This is a genomic window from Verrucomicrobiales bacterium (genome assembly GCA_016793885.1).
Taxonomy (GTDB): domain Bacteria; phylum Verrucomicrobiota; class Verrucomicrobiia; order Limisphaerales; family UBA11320; genus UBA11320.
In genome coordinates, this window is the sequence record JAEUHE010000248.1 from 39,794 (window position 1) to 59,292 (window position 19,499).

Annotated in this window: 13 protein-coding genes and 1 tRNA gene; 6 read left to right on the forward strand and 8 right to left on the reverse strand. The window is 57.2% G+C overall.

The features are described from left to right. Window positions 1–16: 16 nt before the first annotated feature. Window positions 17–5,413, reverse strand: coding sequence for a hypothetical protein (locus JNN07_27390; protein MBL9171488.1), 5,397 nt, complete (start codon window positions 5,411–5,413; stop codon window positions 17–19). A 414-nt stretch (window positions 5,414–5,827) separates the two neighbouring features. Between JNN07_27390 and JNN07_27395 the strand changes: the two genes are divergently transcribed. Further along, on the forward strand, window positions 5,828–7,240 hold the full coding sequence (locus JNN07_27395; GenBank protein MBL9171489.1) for a M20/M25/M40 family metallo-hydrolase: 1,413 nt from the start codon (window positions 5,828–5,830) through the stop codon (window positions 7,238–7,240). Between the two features lie 166 nt (window positions 7,241–7,406). On the opposite strand, the gene JNN07_27400 is transcribed toward JNN07_27395, so the two are convergent. Further along, window positions 7,407–8,198 carry a hypothetical protein gene (locus tag JNN07_27400; GenBank protein ID MBL9171490.1) on the reverse strand — a complete coding sequence of 264 codons (792 nt, stop codon included), beginning with the start codon at window positions 8,196–8,198 and terminating at the stop codon, window positions 7,407–7,409. A 633-nt stretch (window positions 8,199–8,831) separates the two neighbouring features. On the opposite strand from JNN07_27400, the gene JNN07_27405 reads away from it, so the two are divergent. Further along, entirely contained in the window at window positions 8,832–9,164 is a 333-nt protein-coding gene (locus JNN07_27405) for a hypothetical protein (GenBank protein MBL9171491.1), read from the forward strand. A gap of 382 nt (window positions 9,165–9,546) precedes the next feature. Here the strand turns inward: JNN07_27405 and JNN07_27410 are convergent, their stop codons facing one another. The 4 genes from JNN07_27410 to JNN07_27425 all read right to left on the reverse strand — a co-directional run bounded on the left by JNN07_27410 (window position 9,547) and on the right by JNN07_27425 (window position 13,171). Beyond that, window positions 9,547–11,031, reverse strand: coding sequence for a hypothetical protein (locus JNN07_27410; GenBank protein MBL9171492.1), 1,485 nt, complete (start codon window positions 11,029–11,031; stop codon window positions 9,547–9,549). 99 nt (window positions 11,032–11,130) lie between these two features. Continuing rightward, on the reverse strand, window positions 11,131–12,150 hold the full coding sequence (locus JNN07_27415; protein ID MBL9171493.1) for a DUF4062 domain-containing protein: 1,020 nt from the start codon (window positions 12,148–12,150) through the stop codon (window positions 11,131–11,133). Window positions 12,151–12,263: 113 nt separating this feature from the next. Beyond that, entirely contained in the window at window positions 12,264–12,911 is a 648-nt protein-coding gene (locus JNN07_27420; GenBank protein MBL9171494.1) for a hypothetical protein, read from the reverse strand. A 170-nt stretch (window positions 12,912–13,081) separates the two neighbouring features. After that, window positions 13,082–13,171 (reverse strand) — tRNA-Ser (locus tag JNN07_27425). 328 nt (window positions 13,172–13,499) lie between these two features. On the opposite strand from JNN07_27425, the gene JNN07_27430 reads away from it, so the two are divergent. After that, on the forward strand, window positions 13,500–13,700 hold the full coding sequence (locus JNN07_27430; protein MBL9171495.1) for a hypothetical protein: 201 nt from the start codon (window positions 13,500–13,502) through the stop codon (window positions 13,698–13,700). 111 nt (window positions 13,701–13,811) lie between these two features. Next, window positions 13,812–14,795, forward strand: coding sequence for a hypothetical protein (locus JNN07_27435; protein ID MBL9171496.1), 984 nt, complete (start codon window positions 13,812–13,814; stop codon window positions 14,793–14,795). A 16-nt stretch (window positions 14,796–14,811) separates the two neighbouring features. Here JNN07_27435 and JNN07_27440 read toward each other — a convergent pair whose 3' ends face one another. After that, a complete protein-coding gene (locus tag JNN07_27440) occupies window positions 14,812–15,714 on the reverse strand; it encodes an alpha/beta hydrolase (protein MBL9171497.1) in 903 nt (300 codons plus the stop codon). A gap of 137 nt (window positions 15,715–15,851) precedes the next feature. Between JNN07_27440 and JNN07_27445 the strand changes: the two genes are divergently transcribed. Next, the gene (locus tag JNN07_27445; protein MBL9171498.1) at window positions 15,852–16,979 is read left to right on the forward strand and encodes an aminotransferase class V-fold PLP-dependent enzyme; all 1,128 of its coding nucleotides are present in this window, start codon (window positions 15,852–15,854) and stop codon (window positions 16,977–16,979) included. Window positions 16,980–17,134: 155 nt separating this feature from the next. Here the strand turns inward: JNN07_27445 and JNN07_27450 are convergent, their stop codons facing one another. After that, window positions 17,135–18,097: an amidohydrolase gene (locus JNN07_27450; GenBank protein ID MBL9171499.1), complete on the reverse strand. Its 963-nt coding sequence runs from the start codon at window positions 18,095–18,097 to the stop codon at window positions 17,135–17,137. A gap of 138 nt (window positions 18,098–18,235) precedes the next feature. Between JNN07_27450 and JNN07_27455 the strand changes: the two genes are divergently transcribed. Continuing rightward, a partial coding sequence (locus JNN07_27455) for a DUF1549 domain-containing protein (GenBank protein ID MBL9171500.1) occupies window positions 18,236–19,499 on the forward strand: 1,264 nt, incomplete at its 3' end.

The window sequence follows — 19,499 nt, forward strand, 5'->3', positions numbered from 1 at the left end:
CAAGTCCGCCGGACTGCTAGGGCCAGAGCTTGGCCCGGTAGAATTGCCAAGGTTCGACGGAGGAGTCGATACCCTCCAAAATCAGGGGCAATTCGGCCACGATGTTCGTCGTCAAAGGAGTCCAATGCTCCAAGTCAAGACGGCGTGCGGACTCGACGACCACGACTTGGCCCTTAACGCCTTTGAAGACTAGTCGAATAGTTCCACCGGCCAGAGCGCCTTCGAGCGTGGGCGGATCGCTAGCCGCCAAGCGACAATAGGCTTCCACAAACCAAGCATCGCTGCCTGGATTCCCGCTAGAAACCCAACCTCGCGCCCTCACCACTCCCGTCAGGCTGGGAGAACTGGCCAGCTTCCAGGCGTTCGAACCTCGCAACGCCGACCCTAGCGAAAGCCACGAAACCCCGTTGGTGGTTACGTCCATCTCCACCCTCTCGATTTCGGGAAGTCGACCACTGCGCTCCCAACTCAACAACCCGTTCGCACAACTCAAAGCGTCCTGGATGACTTCGCTCGACCGCAGTCGTACCAAAGTGGATACCGCCGACGCTGTGGTACGAGGGGTCTGGCACGCCAGCAAATAGCCTCCACGATTGTCGAGAGCTATAGCATTCACTCTGCCCAACGATTCAGGCCTAAACAATGGATCGACTCGACCGTCACCAAAAAGCCGGGCCAGGTTAGTTCGCGACACCCCGTTCACCGTTTCGAAGCGGCCGCCAAACACGATTTTTCCATCGGTCTGCAGCGCAATCGATGAGACGATCAGATTGTTGATCAGCCGAATCTCCGGGGCGAAGCTATCGTCCGCTGCCCCGTTGGGAAACAAACGCGCCAATCGGTTCCGTCCTCGGGAGCTCACTGAACGAAAGAGTCCTCCGATCAAGATCTGGCCGTCTGGCTGCACCACGATCGATCGAACCTCCCCGTCCGGATTGCTCGAAAAGGAAGTATCGAGAACACCATCGGACCGAAGTCTGGCCAGGTTGCTGCGGAACAATTCTCCCACCAGGCCGAAGCTTCCCCCTACCAAGACTTGACCATCCTCCTGGACCGCTAGACAACCGACGCGCGCTCCGAGGGCTCCCACAAAGGGAGTGTTGAACTCAGCCTGCAATTGCCCCGCCGAGCTCACGAGAGCGAGATTTGTCCGCGCCACACCACCAACGGTCCGGAACTGCCCTCCCAGTAAAATCCCCCCATCCGGTCGAGCCAGAATGGCCAGAACTTGGTCCGTAGCATCCTCCCCGACGGGAACGACGAAATGAGGATCCAAACTTCCATCAGCCAGGAGCCGCGCCACTCGCTGACGAGGCTCACCATTGACAACGGTGAAGGAACCACCGATGAGCATCGATCCGTCAGCGCGCACAACGACTGTTTGGACCAACCCGTTAGCCGAGAATCGAAAATCTGGATCCAGGGTTCCATCGGTTCTAAATCTCTCCAGCGGAGGACGGCTGACCCCGTTCGTGCCCACACCGCTACCACCGACCAGAATCTTCCCATCCGGCTGGAGGACGACAGCTGCCAGAGATCGGGAGCGATCTGTCCCAAACGCGTCGTCCGCCATGGCGGTATTGACAGAGAGGATGGCCGCCTGGCTAGTCGCTAGGCCAAATCGGTTGCTCACAGTCACAAGATAGGATCCCTCATCAACCAAGGAAAACGCAGGAAGCAGAAGAGAAGAGCCCGTAGCTCCGGGGATCGGTTGCGCATCCTTCCACCACTGGAAACTCAGATCCGTCCCCTTCGCTACCACCTCTACAGAGACTCGATCGCCAAAGTCCGCCGAACGACTGATGGGTGAATGGATTATGACAGGTTCGAACACCTGAACCTGAGCAATCTCCTGGGTTATCATGCCAAACACATTGCTTACCCGCACACTATAGACGCCGGCATCGCCTGCGAGCAGATCCTTCAAAGTGAGAGTAGAGGTTCTCAGGCCATCGATCCGACCGAAATCCGGAAGCGCAATACCATCCTTTAGCCACATGAATCCAAATGGCTCCGTTCCACTCACCTCAACTCCAAGTCGACGTGTGCCTCCCGCGTCGTTGGTGACCGCGAGACCGGGAAAATAGCTGAGCATTGCCGGAGCTCCGTAGTAGTCAATTATCGGCGAGCTGGATGAATTTTGGCTTCCGGCCCGTTGGAAGGAGACTGCGCCGAGAGTGCCACGAGTGATGTCGCTGGTTAATGGTTGCTCCCACTCGGCATAACCGAGGTCCTCGGAGAAAGGGTGATATAACGTCCCAGAAAGCAAATTCCCCACCGACGACCCCGGCTCCAACTGAAGAAAGTGAGCTTGGCTAACCAATGGTGCTGGTCCAAGCCAGCGCCAGCTACTACGCAACCCGCTCACTGTGAACTGCGGCTCCACGGTTCGATCCCAAACCAAACGAACCATCGTCAGCCGGGAGGCTTCTCCCGGCAGAACAAACGATCCACTCGCCAGGATCGAACCGTCGCGGTGTAGCATGAAACACGGCACGCCAAATTGGCTGCCGGTTCTAAAGCTTTGGTCCAGAGTTCCATCAGCATTCAGTTGAGCGAGCCCCGCCACCCCGATCCGGTTGACAGTCTGAAAGTCGCCACCCACGACAATGCGTCCATTCACCCGCAGCGCGAGAGCTGTGACCCGCTGGCTAAACCGCGGGTCAAAGCGGGTATCGGCACTTCCATCAGATCTAATCCGTCCCAGGTTCTGCACGGACATTCCCGCAAGTTGACTGAAGGATCCTCCGACACAAATGCTCCCGTCCGGCTGTATGGCCAGGCAGAATACGGAGCCGTTCGCCCCAGGATTAAAATCCTCATCGAGAGCGCCTCCCGGAGTGATGCGTGCCAGCCGAGGTCTATCCACTTCGTTCACTTTCGTGAAATTGCCGCTCATGACTATTCTACCATCGGCCTGTTGCGCCATTGCGAAAATAGACCCGGAAACGACTGGAGTAAAACTCTCATCCAGCCGGTTTTCGCTCAGAATGCGGGCCATGCCTCCCCGAGGCAGCGTGTTCACGTGGGCGAAGCCTCCCGCCATAATGAAATCACCCGAAACCTCAGACAGAAACGCATTCACAGGTCCATCGGTCGAGACCTGAAAAGAATCGTCAATTTGGCCATTGGGCCAGAGGCCAACAAGAAACGAGCGCGCTTTTCCCCCCACTTGCCTAAAAGCCCCCCCGGCAAGAAATCGACCATCTCTCCGAACCAGCAACGACGTGACTTTTTGATCGGCTCTAACCCCAAAATCAGCATCGATTGAACCATCCGGATTCAGTCGCTGTATCGCCACTCCGTCTGCACCGGGCGCACCACCCAGCAGCATTTTACCGTCGGGTTGAATGGCCATAGCCAGAATTTCCCGATTGATCGCTGGGCGAAAAGAGGCGGAGGTGGTGAGGATATTGACCGTAAGCGAGGCAACTCGGCTGGTGACGCTCCGCGTATCATTGTAGACCACAACGGAGTAATCGCCCGAGTCGCTGACGGAAACACCGCTAAAGCTCAGGGTAGGTTCGACAGCCGCCGGGATGGCCTCGTTTTTCTTGTACCACTGATAGCGCAGCTGCGAGCCCACTGCTTGCACCACGAAAGAGTTAGAGCTTCCTCGATCAACCCAGATGGAGGCAGGCTCCTGGACGATTCGCGGGTCGATCACAGTCAACTCAGCCGCGAGGGTGCTGATAGCCCCAAGCCCGTTATATGCCCACAAAAAGTATCCCCCCTCGTCCGCTATTGTCACCTGATCGATGGTAAGGGTAGGAGTTCCAGTCCCGCTGAAGTGTTCGTCGTCCGACAAGGGTGCTCCGTCTTTATACCACCGATAGCTCACGGGAGCTATGCCATCGATAACTGCCGTGAAGGTAGCTTGACTGCGAAATACATTCGTTGCATGCGTGGGTTGTTCCCTGGTGATGGGAGGTCCAGCTGTAACGCCGATCAGGCTGCCAGATCCATTGTACGTCCCCCCCAGACTCACCCCCAATGCACGGATGGAGGCATTGGTGGGCACCACAGCACCATCAAGACTCCAGACTTGTTCGGGAGGGGATGGTGGCGTCCGGACCTGCCGCATTCCCTTGCCAACATCGATCCAGTTGTTCCCATTCGTCGTGTATTGGAACAGGGTTCGTTCCAGTATCGGCGTGGCTCCAGACAACGACCAGCTTATCTTGGCTCCATCATACTCAACCAGGTGGCCTGGCTTGGGAGTCTGAGCAATCCCCCCCAGCAGAGTGGCGCTGAAACGATTAAGGGCTTGGGGAATGGGTTTGGGATCCGGCTCGCCCACGGGGAACGCCCCAGCCACTGGCAATGGGTTCGGAAGAATTTCCAGGCCTCGAGGCCCCACAAACGGGATCCGACCATCAGAGTACTCCCCAATGGAAATGACCGGGCCACCAATATCTGGACGAAAGGTCTCATCCACCTCACCCGAAGGAGTGAACCTACCAAAGAATGACTGCGGATGACCGTTCAGCGACCTGAAAGCCCCGCCAAGCAGGAGGGCTCCATCCCACTGTAGCCTCATGCTGATCACCGGGTTGTCCACCCGAGCACGGAACGTGACGTCCCGACGGCCGCTCGCATCGAAACGCATGAGGTAGTCCCAGTCCTCAGACAAAGGACCACGAAAATCTCCCGCAACGATCACCGAACTATCGGCCAGGACGACCACACTATTTGCATAATTGCCATGCAATGCCCCGGTCCACTCCCCCGGATCAAATGTGGAATCTAGTTTGCCATCTCGCAGAATCCGCGCGACCAAATGGCGTCGCGTGCTATTCAGGATGGTAAACTGCCCGACAACCATAATGCGCCCATCCTCCATCGGCAGGAGGCCCATCACGATATTATCCGTGGTCGCATTGAAGCTGGAATCGACCTCGCCATTCGGCATCAGTTTCCCAAGGTTCGCCCGAGCAACTCCCCCAAGGCTGTTAAACAATCCTCCAACCAGGGTCTTCCCATCAGGCATCGCGTGGAGCGCTACAACCCGGCCGCCTCGAGTGACCCGGAAGGTGGTGTCAATCTCCCCGTTGCGATGAAATCTCGCGATAGAGCTCGAGACGGAATCCCCATGTAGACTGAAGCTACCACCCACCAACACTTTACCGTCAGCCTGCTCGATAACGGTGAGTACGTCTCCGGTGACTGGCGGAACAAAATCCTCTACACCCTGCGCCCAAAGCACTGATGAAAAAGCGACCAATCCATACGAAAATATAACAAGTCGGAGGTTCAGGCTCAAGAACCAGCGGAGAAAGGTCAGTCCCAGGTCGGGCACCCACGCTGAACTCGCTACAAGAGAGGGCAGTTCCGGGTTCAAATGGACTAAGTCGAGCGATTTTACCGCGAGATCGTTCGATGCGCCTGACGGCTCCCCCTCTAGGAAATACATGTCACAAAATTATCTCCAAAGCGCAGCACTGGAAAGTAGAATCTGTCTGCAAAAGGACTCAGGGCACGACGAGAAGTAGCCCTCTCGTGCGACCGCTAAAAGCCGAAACCCACATTTACTGCACGATCCCATTCAAACCCGATGGACGGGCCTTTTAGATAACTCCCGTGCCACGGCGTCCAGTCTCGCTAAGCAACTCAGGATCGGTATCAAAGTCGTCTCAGAACTCTCGTTCCCATCCGCAGCCGCTCGAGTCCACCGACGCGGCGTTTCTTCTCAAGCCACCATACCGCGCACGGCCCGGCGAGGCCAGATGCTGGGGTATTTTAAGCTGGCCATTCTTGAGGTAAACCCCGCACGCTCCCGCCTATAAGGTCTCCCCGAACGGCCTCCACTAAACGCGACGACACTGGTATGAGCAAGATGAACCGAATCCTCCACCTCTCACTCCTTCTCGCTGCCCTCCTGTCCCCGGGAAGCCGCTCGAGCGGTGCCGATCCCGATTTCGAATCCGTGCGCAACGAGACCGTATCGACGCTCGTCGGCCTGATTCGAATCGACACCACCAATCCGCCCGGCAACGAAACCAAAGCGGCCGCTTATCTCAAATCCCTCCTCGATCAGGACGGTATACCCTCCGAGATTCTGGAGAAAGCCCCAGGGCGAGGCAATCTGGTGGCACGGATCCGGGGCAACGGCAAAAAGCGTCCGCTCCTGCTCATGGGACATACGGATGTCGTGGGCGTGGAATCGAAGAAGTGGACGGTGGATCCCTTCGCGGGAGTGATACAGGACGGCTACATCTACGGGCGCGGAGCGCTGGATGACAAAGGCATGACCGCCGTTTGTTTCCAGGTGTTTCGGATGTTGAAACGGTTGGGAGTCACCTTGGAGCGCGATGTCATCTTTCTGGCCGAAGCGGCGGAGGAAGGAAGTCCCACGGAAGGCATCGATTTCATGGTGGCCAAGCACTGGGATAAGATCGACTGCGAGTTCGCCTTGAACGAAGGCGGCTCGATGGTCACCACCAACGGGGTGGTTCAATATGTGGGGGTCGCCACCACCGAGAAGGTGCCACGACTGGTCTTTCTATCCGCCAAAGGCGTGAGCGGACATGGCTCCCGACCGCGAGTGGACAACGCCATCGTGCATCTGTGCAGCGCCGTCGCCAAAGTCGGGGAGTGGCAGCCACCCATGCGACTCAACGAGACGACCCGGACATTCTTCGATCGGCTGGCCCGAATCAGCCCTCCCAACGAGGCGTTCCTGTATCGGAATTTGGAAGATCCGGCGATCGGGAGCTTGGTTCAGGATAAGCTGAGAGCCAGTCATCCCGGCTACAATTCAATGCTGCGGACCTCGATTTCCCCCAACATCATCCGCTCCGGTTTCCGTTATAACGTGATTCCAGCGGATGCCACGGCCACGTTGGATGTTCGCTGGCTTCCCGATGAGAATGTGGAAGAGTTCATCGCGACCCTGAAACGGATCATCAACGATCCGGCCATCGAGATCACCCTCGCCGAACCAGGAAGCCGCAAGCCGGCTCAGCCCTCGAGCATCCAGACCGAAATGTTCAAAACCTTGGAGAAGGTGCAGCAGCAGATGTTCCCAGGTGCCGTGACACTACCAACGATGCTTACCGGAGCCACTGACTCCGCTCAACTCCGGGAGAAAGGTGTTCACGCCTACGGTCTAGGATCCCTCATCGCCGAGGAAGACTCATCCAGGGTACACGGAAACGACGAGCGCATCCACATCGAGGGTATGGGCAAATTTGTTGAATTCGTTTACCGCAGCGTGATCGCCATCGCCGCCACGCCCTGACCAGGTTGCCGGCGGATCACGCGGATCAGGCGGATGGCCAACAAGTTTGTGAAGATCCTGAAGACCGAAATGGGTCCCTTTTTTGGGGGGTACTTTGTTTTCTCCACCCCCCCTCGGCTCCGTGTGTTCTGCGTGTTCCGTGGGCCATTCAATTCCCTTTTTAGACTTAAAGCCGTTTCCGAGCACAAACGCCCATGAGGAGAAGTGAGATCGCTCCTAACGAACCAATGGTCAAGGAGGAGGGCTCGGGCACAAACCAGTAAAACCTGTGGAGCCCAGCGGCAATGTTTCCTGAACCCACCACCGAGTTTCCGGAGCGATCAAGCCCGGAAAGTTGCCAATCGAAAAGGTTGGATCTTCCGTGGTCGGCAGGGCTCATCTCCGCCTCCGTCCATGTCGCGACTCTTTGTCCTCGATTGTCCCAAACCCGAAGCTGGAGGGTCACGGAGTCCCCTCCATATTGGTCCGGGATCTCCAACTTGGATTTGCCTTGGATCAAACCGGCCGTCGCACCGGTTCGGAAAGTAACAAGAGATCCGGGGACAGGTTGCAGAGAGGATTCCGTTTGTCCCTGTCCCGGGGCCCACCATAGCTCGGCGTAAAACCCGGAACCTTCGATTTTTGGAAAACCGGCAAGGTCCGCTGGGGTCATGAAGTCCCAATTGATCAGCAGCGTTAACGACGCGCCCGGGACGACAAGATACTTTTCCTTCCCGACACCTCCCGTCGTTTGATAGGTCAACGAACCTTGGCCCAGTGCGACCAGCAACTGGGACCGAAACAAGGCGGAGGCTAATAGCAGCGCTTTCACAACTCGGATCGACGGATTGCTCCTCAGGACCACATAGGATGCAACACACTCGCAGATCCAGGGTGGGGTTTCAATGCACAATGCTTGGGAGCGCTTGAGAGCGAGGACGTGATTGAGGGACGTGGCTGAGCGGAAGGATGGCGCCATACGCCGCGAGTTAGGGTGAGATTTAACCGCGTAGCGGTCCGACGAGGTTTATGGTGCTGATCTCCACTCGAGCCCTGATAGGCTAAGAGTGATCAGGTTTGCAACTAAGCCGCGTCGCCGAGAGCCCAAGCGCTATCGTCCGGTAGCCCAAAGCCCCAGCGCGTATGCTGTAACCTGGATCCTGACTCTGGCCAACGAGACCACTCGCTCGTCCTGGTGAAGACCGAGTCGGTAGTGCTCAGTATTCCGTCTCCCCACAACAGGCCGAGCTTTGTTTAGACCTTTGTTAAATGGCTACTTCCAACAGAAATTAAACAAAAAATCCTTTATAATCAACGACTTGCACGCACCGATCTAGATTTTAACATGGTTCGATCACGGGTTAGCTTTGTTAAACAGTCGACTTGCCCACTGTATGCCACGCCGCCTGTCCCCGGCTACCCCGGTTCTCTATTCTTCCATTGCGAGCTAACTCCGCCATCAGGTTAAGTACCTTGGCTCTTTTCTGCTTCTCGTTCAACACCTCCGGCAGTTTGTCGAGGAGCTTGGCGACGCCCGCAGCGATGAGGAGATTCGGGTAGCGTCCCTCCCCCAATCCCGCTTTTTTATGCAGCTCGTCCAGGTAGGCACTTCGTGTCGGATTTGCTGGTGCGCGCCGGAACGGGTGCCGGGTTCGTCTACGAAACATACCTCCTCGGGCCTCGCATTCTTGCTTACGGCGAAAAGCCGCAGCTCGGGGACGCAATCGACGTTGCTTCGTTGCAGTTGGACAAGGTTCGTCCGAAGAACAACGAGGTGATTTACGACCGGACCCGCTTCGTTCTCCACTTGAACGGAATGCGATGGACCGGCACCCCCGCCGGCCAGTCTGCAACCAACGCGGAGCTTTCTGCATTCGCAAGCTGGTCCTTGGTCTACACCACGGCGAACCGGGTTGGGGCCACTTGCATCCTTACCAACGGGTAAGGCTGGATTTCTCCCTCCACATTGCAGGCATAGCGTGTGGGGGGAGGTTTCGAGAACCGAGAGAACGGCTGTGGTGGCCGTTCCTTGGAGCGCGGTCGGTGTCCTGGGTCTTTTACCCAACTGGTTTCGGACCCAGTTGGTTTCTTCCAGGGCACTGTCTTAGGCCGGGGTGGTCATGACTGGCATCATGGGTGCCCCGGCCTTACTTTCGTGAATCCTTGTCCTGCGATGGGAACTCAATAGCTGGCACCGCTCCCAGCGGTATCGACACTACCCTTGGCTTCCCGGTCATGACCGTTATAAGGCGCAACGGATGGGGTCTGTAACTGAAACCTGAGCATTCAAAGGCTCCTCAAGCCTCCGCAATGAAAGCACGACCAGTCTACTTGATCTGAACAATTCGGAAATACAGTCCCGTTTCGGAGGTATCGAAGCCCTTCGTCAATTGTTCTGTTTCAGCGATGAAGGTCCCACCAACAGGAACCCAATTTCTTAAATCGCTAGATGTTAGCAACTGATATTCACTGCCAAGAGTCAGTTCAAGATCCACTTCGACCTGCTTCACGCGAATGGCAAGGGCAGGCGGCTTCGCAGGTGTTGGGATCCGGATGGTGGGCGCGTTTGTATATCCGATCCCCGCGTTTGTCACCCTAATGGCTGTCACGACGCCGTTCTCTACTGTGGCGCTTGCACTAGCTCCGGTTCCACCGCCGCCGATGATATCGATCCTCGGGGCATTCGTGTAGCCGTATCCCCTATCTATGAGCTCGATACCAACGACGAAGCCATTCACGATGTCCGCCTCAGCTGTGGCGCGATGAATTCTGGTACTGAAGAGTGCCATTGTTCCCGAGCCCTTAGCTGTGATCGCCTGGACGCCGAACAGGCCACCTGGGGGCTTCACCAGTTCGCTTCCGTTCGCGCCCCAAACCCTGACCGTGCCATCCACCAACAGGGCGACGGTGTGATTCTCGCCCGCGGCGATAGCTATAACCTCCCCCAAATCTTGGGGAACTCTTGTTTGTCCCTGATCGTCCCAGCCCCAGCACACCACCTTGCCATTGGTTTTGAGGGCGACTGAATGATTGCCGCCAGCGGCGATCGCTTTGACATCCCTCAGCCCAACCGGCACCGAAATCGCACCAAAAGTGCTAGCCCCCCAAGCCACTACGGTGCCTTCCTTTTTGAGTGCCAAACTATGCGAACCGCCCGCGGCGATGCCAGCAACTCCATGGAGTCCTTCAGGAGGGTTTGCTTCTCCTGAATCATTTCTACCCCAACAAACCACGCTCCCATCCTGTCGGAGAGCTATCGTATGGAACCCCCCAGCGGAAATGGCTGTAATGCCCGAAGCTGACTGCGACGTTAGGCCGTATCCGCTAAAACCCCAAGATACCACCACACCGGATCGCCTCAATGCGACGCTATGGGCGCTGCCTGCGGAGATTGCAACAACGTCGGTGAGGCTCCCTGGCACGCTGGTCTGCCCATTTCCGGAGACTCCCCAGGCTCTCACTGTGCCGTCGCGGGAGAGAGCTAAGGTGTGACTTCCCCCGAGCGCGACCGCAATCGGGTCGACCAGGTCGGCCGGTATCGAAAGCTGCCCCTGTGAGTTATTTCCCCAGGCAGCTATACTGAGTGGAGCAGAAACGCACTTGGTCTCAACCATCGCGTGAACAATCAGGCTGATCAGGAGTGTGGCGAAGGATCGTTTTGTTGAAATGAAGATGTGGGCGGTCATACGTCTTGGCGTTACCATTTGGAGAAGCTTAATCGATATATTCTCTGCTCCACTCGGGCAACAAAAAACCGCCACAGGCTTCCTTGGTTCGATTTGAGTGTTACAACGCTGGCGCCAGGTTCTCAAAGTCCCTCAACATTTGCCTGCTGCCTCCAACCGCTCCCGGCGAGCGGTGATGACTGTTGTCAGGAGGAACTCTTGAACCGAGTCTACCGCGTTTTTGCTCTAAGCTTCCTCATTGGGAACATTGGTTTGCTCTTCTGACTCTCCTCCATATGGGAAAGCGCTTTCCGCTTCCTGAAGAATTTGATTAACGAACCTCGCGCCCGTCTCGCTCAGAGCATATCCTTCGCGCTTATCAATCATTAGGCCCATAGCGACCAGCTCGTGTCCTGGTTCAATTTGACTGTCGGACTCCATTTGCAGATCAGCGTTTAGGATGTTATCGAACCGAGCGTATAAAAGGAGATGAAGCAGGGTCAGAGGGCTTTCTGGACCGACAATAGGCCTAAGATCCCTGCAAGCTCTTTTCAAGATTGGGTCAGTGTCCGAGTGGTTTTCACCGTCCACTCTCGAAACTTTCATCCCTAGAAGCTTCTGTTTCAGGTGCTCGTAGTCCCAACCTACAAATTCGGCTTTTGTTAGTCTCAACTTCGCGACCTCTTCCCTGAGCTCTCGATTTTCTTTGCCGAGCGCCGATAATTCGGTGGCCAATTTGGGAAGGTCTACCGAGCTATCAGCCCTGATCCACCCTTTTAAAGTCGGATCCGAATCCAGGGTGGAAAGGGTCTGTATCACCCGTAGCTGTATGTCCTTAACATCCGACCACTCACGCACGATTCTGCCTTGCTTGGCCTTGACGATAAACTCCCGCAACTTGGTAGGATTGTTCTCTTCTCTGTTTGCCTTCTTCGATTTGCGCTTATCTGCGGCAGTATCTGAAACGACAAGTACGAAATGTCTCTTGGATTGCGCCACCGCATAGTCGTACTCAAGCTCTGTGTAGGATTTATTCGATCCTTGATCAATCGAACCATATCGCGTTCCGATGATTAACAGGTAGACGTCTGATTCATCAATCCAACGCCTGATAAGCTTCATCTGCTCTTCATCGCCCGCCGCGAACAGCTCCATTCCGGCTGGGATGTGACCCGCCGTGAGGATCGCCTCGACGGCGGCTTGACGCTCTTCAATCAAGTCAAGGTAAGTCGAGGAAACAAAAACCTGTAGTTTACGTTTTTGCATGAGTCTTAGCTGTGTCCTTTTCGATACAGCTACACTTCGAACAACTTTGGACCATTGCAACAAAAAAACCGCTCCAGGTTTCCCCAGGGCGGTTTGATTGGTTCCAGGTTCTACTAGGCTGCTTTCATCAAAGCCGCGCTCTTCCTCCCCTGCCCGATCAGGAAAGCTTCGACACCGTCGTTGCGCGATTGGAAGTCCCCCGCCTCAAGAATGCGTTGCCAGGTGGAGAAGGCTTCCCGCGGATCCAGGCGAGTTGATAGCGCGCCGCCGTCGGTAGTCGAGGCGACTAGGTAAGCCTGCCCGTCCTGGTCGACCGCCAAAGCCTCGTAGTAAGCGCCGGCGTCCGTCCCTAGAACGATTCGGACGCCCTGCCGGCGGCATGAGGCCTCGACGGCCGCTTGATGGTCCTGGGTGCCCGCCGGCTCCCATTCCTGGGCTTCCTGGGGCTCCTCTGATGAGCGCCGGCCGATATCCATCAGGAAGCGTTCAGTAGTCTCCCAGCAAGATTCAAATCCGTGCCAGGGGTCGTCGACGATCTTTCGCCAGGTGGCAAGCGCCGAGGTCGCAGTCTTCACGATTTCTGATTTCAAATTGTCGCCCGCGCCGGCGAACCGGTGGACCCGTCCTTGATCGTCTAACGCCATCGCCAGGTAATCGCCGTCGGATCCCCCGAAACGGTTGGTGGGATAAGTGCCAGCCAGGAAGGCGAGGTCCTGGCCGTGGATCTGGTTTTTGATGATGGTTTCGATGTCGGTTTTCATTCGTCTGCCTTGTAAGTGGTCGGAAGGTTGTGGAGTTATTTTTCCGCTGTTGGCGACTGTTTCCGACCTTTGCCAGTCCAAGCGGTTACATACAGTCCGCTGACAGTCAGCGAGCTTAGACGAAGTCGAAAAGTGAGGATTTCCGAGGAAAAGAGGGGTTTTTGAAGGGTTGGCGGAAGGGGTGGGATTTGAACCCACGGTAGCCTTGCGACTACGTCTGATTTCGAGTCAGGTGCCTTCAACCACTCAGCCACCCTTCCAACCGTTGATACTGAATCTTTTACACGATGATTCATCGCTCGTCCACCTCGGAAACGCAGCGATCACCGTCGGGAGGCTTATATTTCTCGCGAATCCGCATCCGAGGCAAGCGGATTCGCTGGGGATGGATTCCCTAGCCGTGAGAAGCTACCCGGGTCTCGTCACCTCGCCTCCTACAATTCAGCGGTGTAGGAGCCGTCATGAGAAGAGTCGGCGCTCCGTCCTCCATCCCCAAGATGGGGGAAAGACCCCATGGGCGAACACAGACGCCAAGGCATAATGAGCCCCGATGAACACTTCACTGATCCGTCCAACGCAAGGCAGCTCATGTCCCTAATCTCTCTGATTCTCACCCTGATCGTCGTAGGCGTACTGCTGTGGTTGGTCAATAACTACATCCCCATGGACGGAAAGATTAAGCAAATCCTCAACGTCGTCGTTGTGATTTGTGTCGTGGTCTGGCTGCTTTACGCCTTTGGCGCCATCAACCGCGCCGGAGACATCAAGTTACCACGCGTGTCGCTGTAGACAGGGAAAGCCAACCCGAGTTGGCCGTTCCCCTGTCCTCGGACAGCCCCCCTTCAGAACTCCGGTTCATTTCCCTAGATTCCTCAGGGGGATGAATTCTAGAGTTGCATCATGTTGCTGGATCCATCGCCTCGCAGATTGCTGTCGCTCGGCCTACTCCTCCTCGCCACGTGGTGGGCAGTGCCATGCGTCAAACCGCAGGCGGCGGCCGCAACCTGGGACTTCGCTCTGATCGGAGACTTGCCCTACACTCCCGAAGCAGAAACCAATGACTTCCCGCACCTGATCGAAGATCTCAACCGAGCCCGCCTCGAATTCGTCGTTCATGACGGCGATATCAAAAGCGGCTCGAGCCCCTGCACCGACGCCGTTTTCCGAAATCGTTTCGAGCAGTTCCAAACCATCCAGCATCCGCTCTTCTATGTGTTCGGCGACAACGAATGGTGCGATTGCAAGCGAGAGGGCGCGGGATCCATGGATCCGCTGGAGCGGCTGACCCAGTTGAGGTCGGTCTTCTGCCTGGGATCCTCGAGTCTCGGAGCCAGAACCTTGCCCGTCGTCCGCCAATCCCATTCCGGCAACCACCGGTTCCGCGAGTTCTCTGAAAACATCCGGTGGACTCACAAGCGAGTGCTTTTCGCCGGCTTCAACCTTCCGGGAGGCGGAAACAACTTCGGGGAACCTGACTACCCGCTCCGAAATGCCGCCAATCTTGCCTGGCTGACCGACACGTTCGCCGGCGCCACCGCCAACACCAACCTCGGAGTAGTCCTCGTCATCCAAGCCAATCCGCAATTTGAAGTCGCGCGAACCAATGCCATCCGACGAGGTTTCAATGCATTCCTGGACGAGCTGCAGCTGGAGACCGCCGCGTTCGCAGGTCCCGTTCTGCTGGTGCACGGTGACAGTCACTATTTCCGCATCGACAAGCCGCTCCTGCACCCGCAGAAGCGGCGACGCATGGAACATTTCACCCGCGTGGAAACCTTCGGACACCCCGACGCGCACTGGGTGCGCGTGACGGTGGATCCGGTCGACCCTCAACTCTTCCAGTTCCGCCCGCAGATCGTCGAAAAGAATCGCGAAGGACGATGAGAGCTGGCTCGAAGGATCACGGCTTCCGAGCGGGCTTGAGGTGCTCATCAAACCAGGCGGCGAAGAGCCCAACATCCGACTCCCACCGATTCCAGCCGTGCTGCTGACCAGCACGAGTGTCGAGCTTGCCCACTCCGCCGACGGATTTCACTTTCTCCAGAAACACCTGAGCCTGCTGGATCGGCACCAGCTTATCAGCATCGCCGTGGATGATAAAAATCGGTGGAATCCCCGCCCTCACCGAATAGACGGGAGAGATACTTTCGGCGAACTTTCGTTTCGCCTCAACCTCGACGGGCACGTTTCCGAAGGCGCTTTTGTAGTCCTTAAGAATTCCCTCTCCCACTGCACTCTCACCCGGCTTTCCGTAATTGAGGAAGTCGGTCGGAGGAAAAAAGCAAGCGGCAGCCTGCACAGCGCTGCTGAGGCGATCGACGGGATCCTTGGCATCCGGCTTACCCGGTCCGCCACGCGTGGCGAGCATGAGAGAGAGATGACCTCCCGCGCTGCCACCCGCGATCCCGAGACGGTCGGGATCCACTCCATACTTGGCCGCGTTGGCACGGACAAAGCGAACCGACCGCTCCATCTGCTCCACGATCTCAGGAATCTGAAAACGCGGATTGGAGCCATGCACAACCGCGAAAACGGTATACCCGTGGTTGAGCAAGGGCTGGAGGACCTTGCTCGAGATAAACTCATGAGCGGAATACCAACCGCCGCTCACCACATAAATCACGCCTAGTCCATTGGGTTGCTCCGGCCGAAAGAGGTCAAGGGTCAAGGCGGTGCCAAAGGCGCGCCCGTAGAGAATATCTTCCGTGCGAGTGAATGCCCGGTCCTGCGCGTCGGCCGATGAAAGAAGAACAAGCAGGCTCAAGACGAACGACGAGACGATCGACTTTTTTGAGTAGGACATAGGCGTGTAGGGAGAACGTTGAGCTCAAGACCAGGAGAGGTCCATTAAAATGTCTCAGGAAGACCCGAAGAGCGAACGATGTGAGACTACGACATCCTTGTCCTCACTAGTAAGGTTCTCTAAGGTGCGGGTCAGCCATGCTCACCGATCAACGCCGCCGACAGGATTTCCCAGCGCTGGAATCCATGACCTATCTCAACACTGCCGCGGAAAGCATTCCGCCTCAGTGCGTCGGCGAAGCCATTCAACAATACTGGCAGGACAAGCAGCTCGGCATGAAAGGACGCGACTTCCATTTCGCCCAGGTGGAAGCCTGCCGTGAGATCAGCGCGCGCTCGATCGGGCTGGGGCTCAACGAGGTATCGTTCTGTTCCTGTAGCTCGGAAGCATACAATCTACTCGCCAGCGCCCTCCGCCTGCAACCAGGTGACGAGGTAGTCGTGACCGATATCGATTTTCCAGCGGGGACCACTCCATGGCTGAGGTCCAGCCACCACCCAGCGCTGCAACTTTGGAAGTCAGAAGCCGGCGCTCTGAAACTCGCCGGTCTGCTTCCTTTACTCAACGAGCGCACCCGTCTCGTCCAGGTGTCCCTAATCAGTTTCTACAACGGATTTCGGATCGACTGGGCACCCGTCCGCGACGCCGTCCGACGTCTGGCACCCAATGCGGTCTTGGCCGTTGACGTGACTCAGGCGCTAGGCCGTGTCACCCTGGACTGCGCCGACGCCGACATCCTCATCTCCAGCACCCACAAGTGGACCCTCGGCATTCACGGCGGATGCATCGTCGGAATCCCTCAGAAACAAGCTGCCCGGCTGACCACCACCGCCGGAGGGTGGTATCATTTGACGAACGCCTTTGAGGCCGATCGCTTCGAGCGAGCCGACTCGAAATCCGGTGCCGCCAGTTTCTCCGTGGGCATGCCAAATTTCGTATCGCTCTATGCCCTCAACGCCGCCTTGCGCTACCTTGACCGAGTGGGGATACCCGCCATCTCTGCCCATGCCGATCCCTTGGTAGCGCAAACCCATGCGGGACTGGTTGAACTCGGCCTGTCCCCCATGGCTCCGCATCAAGCCCATCTCCCCACCGGGATCGTGGCATTCAGGCACCCAGAAACACCGGCTCTGCATGCCGCGCTGACGGCGGAACAGATCCACGTCATGCACCATGCGGGGCGAATCCGAATCGCGTTGCACGGCTACAATACCGAGGACGACGTGACCCGGCTGCTTTCAGTCCTCAAAAAGGCACTAACTTAGGATGTTCGTGGAATTCCGACCATCGGACCCGAGCGGCAACGGCGCGTCCTCTACCAGCCTGGGGCCCACAGTCCCAGGTGAACACGCGCAATACCAACAAGGGCTGAAAGCCCGATCCAAGGCTCCAGCTGCTCTCGTCCTTTCACCACTCCCTCTCAGCTGAAGAAAACCTTCTCCGCGGTTCCCCGCAGCATCCAATCGCGATCCTCCAAGGTCAGAAAATCCAACCGATCCCGTATGAGCGCGATGGAATCGGTGTAATTGTGCCCAGGATCCACCTGATACGGGCAATCGCTCCCCCACATCAAACGCCGGGCACCGAAAGCATCCCGCACCTGGCGGATCATCGGCGCCAAATCCAGATAGGGGGAACTCTTTTTGCCCAGAGCATAGAACGCGGAGGTCTTGATGGAGACATTACGGTGTCGAGCCAAGCGACACAGGACGTCGAGTGACTCCTGACGAATCTGTCCATCCACACCTATGCGTGCAAAGTGATCGATCACCACGCGCGTGCGCGGAAACCGAACGCACATCTGGTCAATGAATGGCAGAGCGTCGGGACCGATCAAGGGGCAAACCGCCAACCCCAGATCCGCACACATCCGCCAAAGCGTCGCCATCCCCTCCGTGCCCAACCACGACCCCACCTCACGCCGATCAGGGTGAATCCGAAACCCTCGCACCCCCTGCCCCGACAGGTCGCGCACCACTCCGGCGAGGCCAACGGCCGCCTCATCGACAACGCCCACCCCGGAGAATACACCGGGATAGCGTCGCATGGAGTCCAACAGATAACGGTTGTCGAATCGGTAGAAACTCATCTGGATGAGCACCACCCGGCCTACCCCGTTCGGCCTCGTAAACGCCAGCAGTTGTTCAGGCGTAAAGCTCGGTGGAACCAGATCGGCAGGCCGAAACGGAGCTTGAATCGGATACGAAGCGAGATCGGGAGTCCAAACGTGGACGTGGGAATCGATCCAACCCTTGAGAGGCTGAGACCGCGAAGTCATGCATCCCGAGAGACCCGCCGCGAGGCCGAGCGTTGCTCCCTGGAGAAACTTCCGCCGTGAGCAGCTGGACTTAGCAAAAGAAGTTTGAATAAGGTCCGAATTCATGTGTTCGAAATTAGGTGGAACCCATGCAAGCCGCACATCGCCCCCGGCTCAAGAATGAAAACTTCGTGATTGAATGATCGATACCCTTTCCGTTCAATGGAGAAGGATCCTGAGGATCGCCGTGACGAACCATCCCCGATGCACGTTTTCCTAGCCATCACGAGACGAGTTCGAGAGCCAGGGCAAACCTGGCTGCTCTTGGCCGTCGGCTGGATCGTTTTCCTTGCTGGCGGACAGGGCGCAGGCACCGCAAAGGCATCCTCCACCAACGCACTTCAAGCCAAGCCGACCTTCGACGTTTCCAAAGGACGGGAGTTCTGGGCCTTTCAGCCCATGGCGAGACCCAGCTTACCGCCCGTTCGTCGCAGCGATTGGATCCAATCGCCCATCGATTCCTTCATCTTGGCCAAGTTGGAGGAGAAGGGAATCGAACCCGCCGCTCCGGCAGACCGGCGAGCACTGATCCGCCGGGCCACCTTCGACCTCACCGGCCTTCCACCCACCCCCGCCGAAGTAGCGACATTCCTCGCCGACTCGGCTCCCGGAGCGTTCGCGAGGGTCATCGACCGACTGCTCGAGTCGCCGCAGTACGGCATCCGCTGGGGCCGCCACTGGCTGGACGTGGCGCGCTACGCAGACTCTAACGGCCTCGATGAGAATGTGGCCTTCGGTAATGCCTGGCGCTACCGGGATTACGTGATCAACTCCATCAACCGAGACAAACCTTACAACCAGTTCCTCATTGAGCAACTGGCCGGAGACCTCCTTCCCTCCACCGAGGATCAAGCGACCCGCCACGAACGCCTTTCCGCACTCGGCTTCCTGTGCATCGGCCCCAAGGTCCTGGCGGAGCCTGACAAGGTGAAAATGGAGATGGATATCATCGATGAGCAGATCGAGACCCTCGGCCGTGCGTTTCTGGGAGCCACCTTCGGCTGCGCGCGCTGTCACGATCATAAGTTCGATCCCATCGCCACCGAGGACTATTACTCACTGGCGGCCATCTTCAAGAGCACCCAGACGATGGATGATTTGAAAACCATCGCCAAATGGCATGAGCCCGTGGTCGCGCGGCCGGAAGATTTACGGGCCAAGACGGACTACGAGCAGCAGCTCAAGGAGCAGAGACTCGCTCTCACCAATCTGGTGACCGAAGCCAACCGAGCCATTCTGGCAACCGCCAAGACTAACGCGCTGCCGGCCAACCATGAGAAACTATATCCCACCAACACTTTGGTCCTGATCGAGAAACTGCGCGGGGAGCTGAAGAAACTCGAAGCGAACCCCATCGAACTGCCGTCCACCATGGGGGTAACCGAGGCCACCAACATTCTGAAGACCCTCCAGGTGCACCTGCGCGGCAGCCATCTCAACCTCGGGAAGCCCGTGCCCCGCGCGGTCC

Coding starts and splice junctions, on each gene's coding strand:
- JNN07_27390 (MBL9171488.1), bottom strand. CDS start 5,413: ATGTATTTCCTAGAGGGGGAGCCGTCAGGCGCATCGAACGATCTCGCG.
- JNN07_27395 (MBL9171489.1), top strand. CDS start 5,828: ATGAGCAAGATGAACCGAATCCTCCACCTCTCACTCCTTCTCGCTGCC.
- JNN07_27400 (MBL9171490.1), bottom strand. CDS start 8,198: ATGGCGCCATCCTTCCGCTCAGCCACGTCCCTCAATCACGTCCTCGCT.
- JNN07_27415 (MBL9171493.1), bottom strand. CDS start 12,150: ATGCAAAAACGTAAACTACAGGTTTTTGTTTCCTCGACTTACCTTGAC.
- JNN07_27420 (MBL9171494.1), bottom strand. CDS start 12,911: ATGAAAACCGACATCGAAACCATCATCAAAAACCAGATCCACGGCCAG.
- JNN07_27430 (MBL9171495.1), top strand. CDS start 13,500: ATGTCCCTAATCTCTCTGATTCTCACCCTGATCGTCGTAGGCGTACTG.
- JNN07_27435 (MBL9171496.1), top strand. CDS start 13,812: ATGTTGCTGGATCCATCGCCTCGCAGATTGCTGTCGCTCGGCCTACTC.
- JNN07_27440 (MBL9171497.1), bottom strand. CDS start 15,714: ATGTCCTACTCAAAAAAGTCGATCGTCTCGTCGTTCGTCTTGAGCCTG.
- JNN07_27445 (MBL9171498.1), top strand. CDS start 15,852: ATGCTCACCGATCAACGCCGCCGACAGGATTTCCCAGCGCTGGAATCC.
- JNN07_27450 (MBL9171499.1), bottom strand. CDS start 18,097: ATGAATTCGGACCTTATTCAAACTTCTTTTGCTAAGTCCAGCTGCTCA.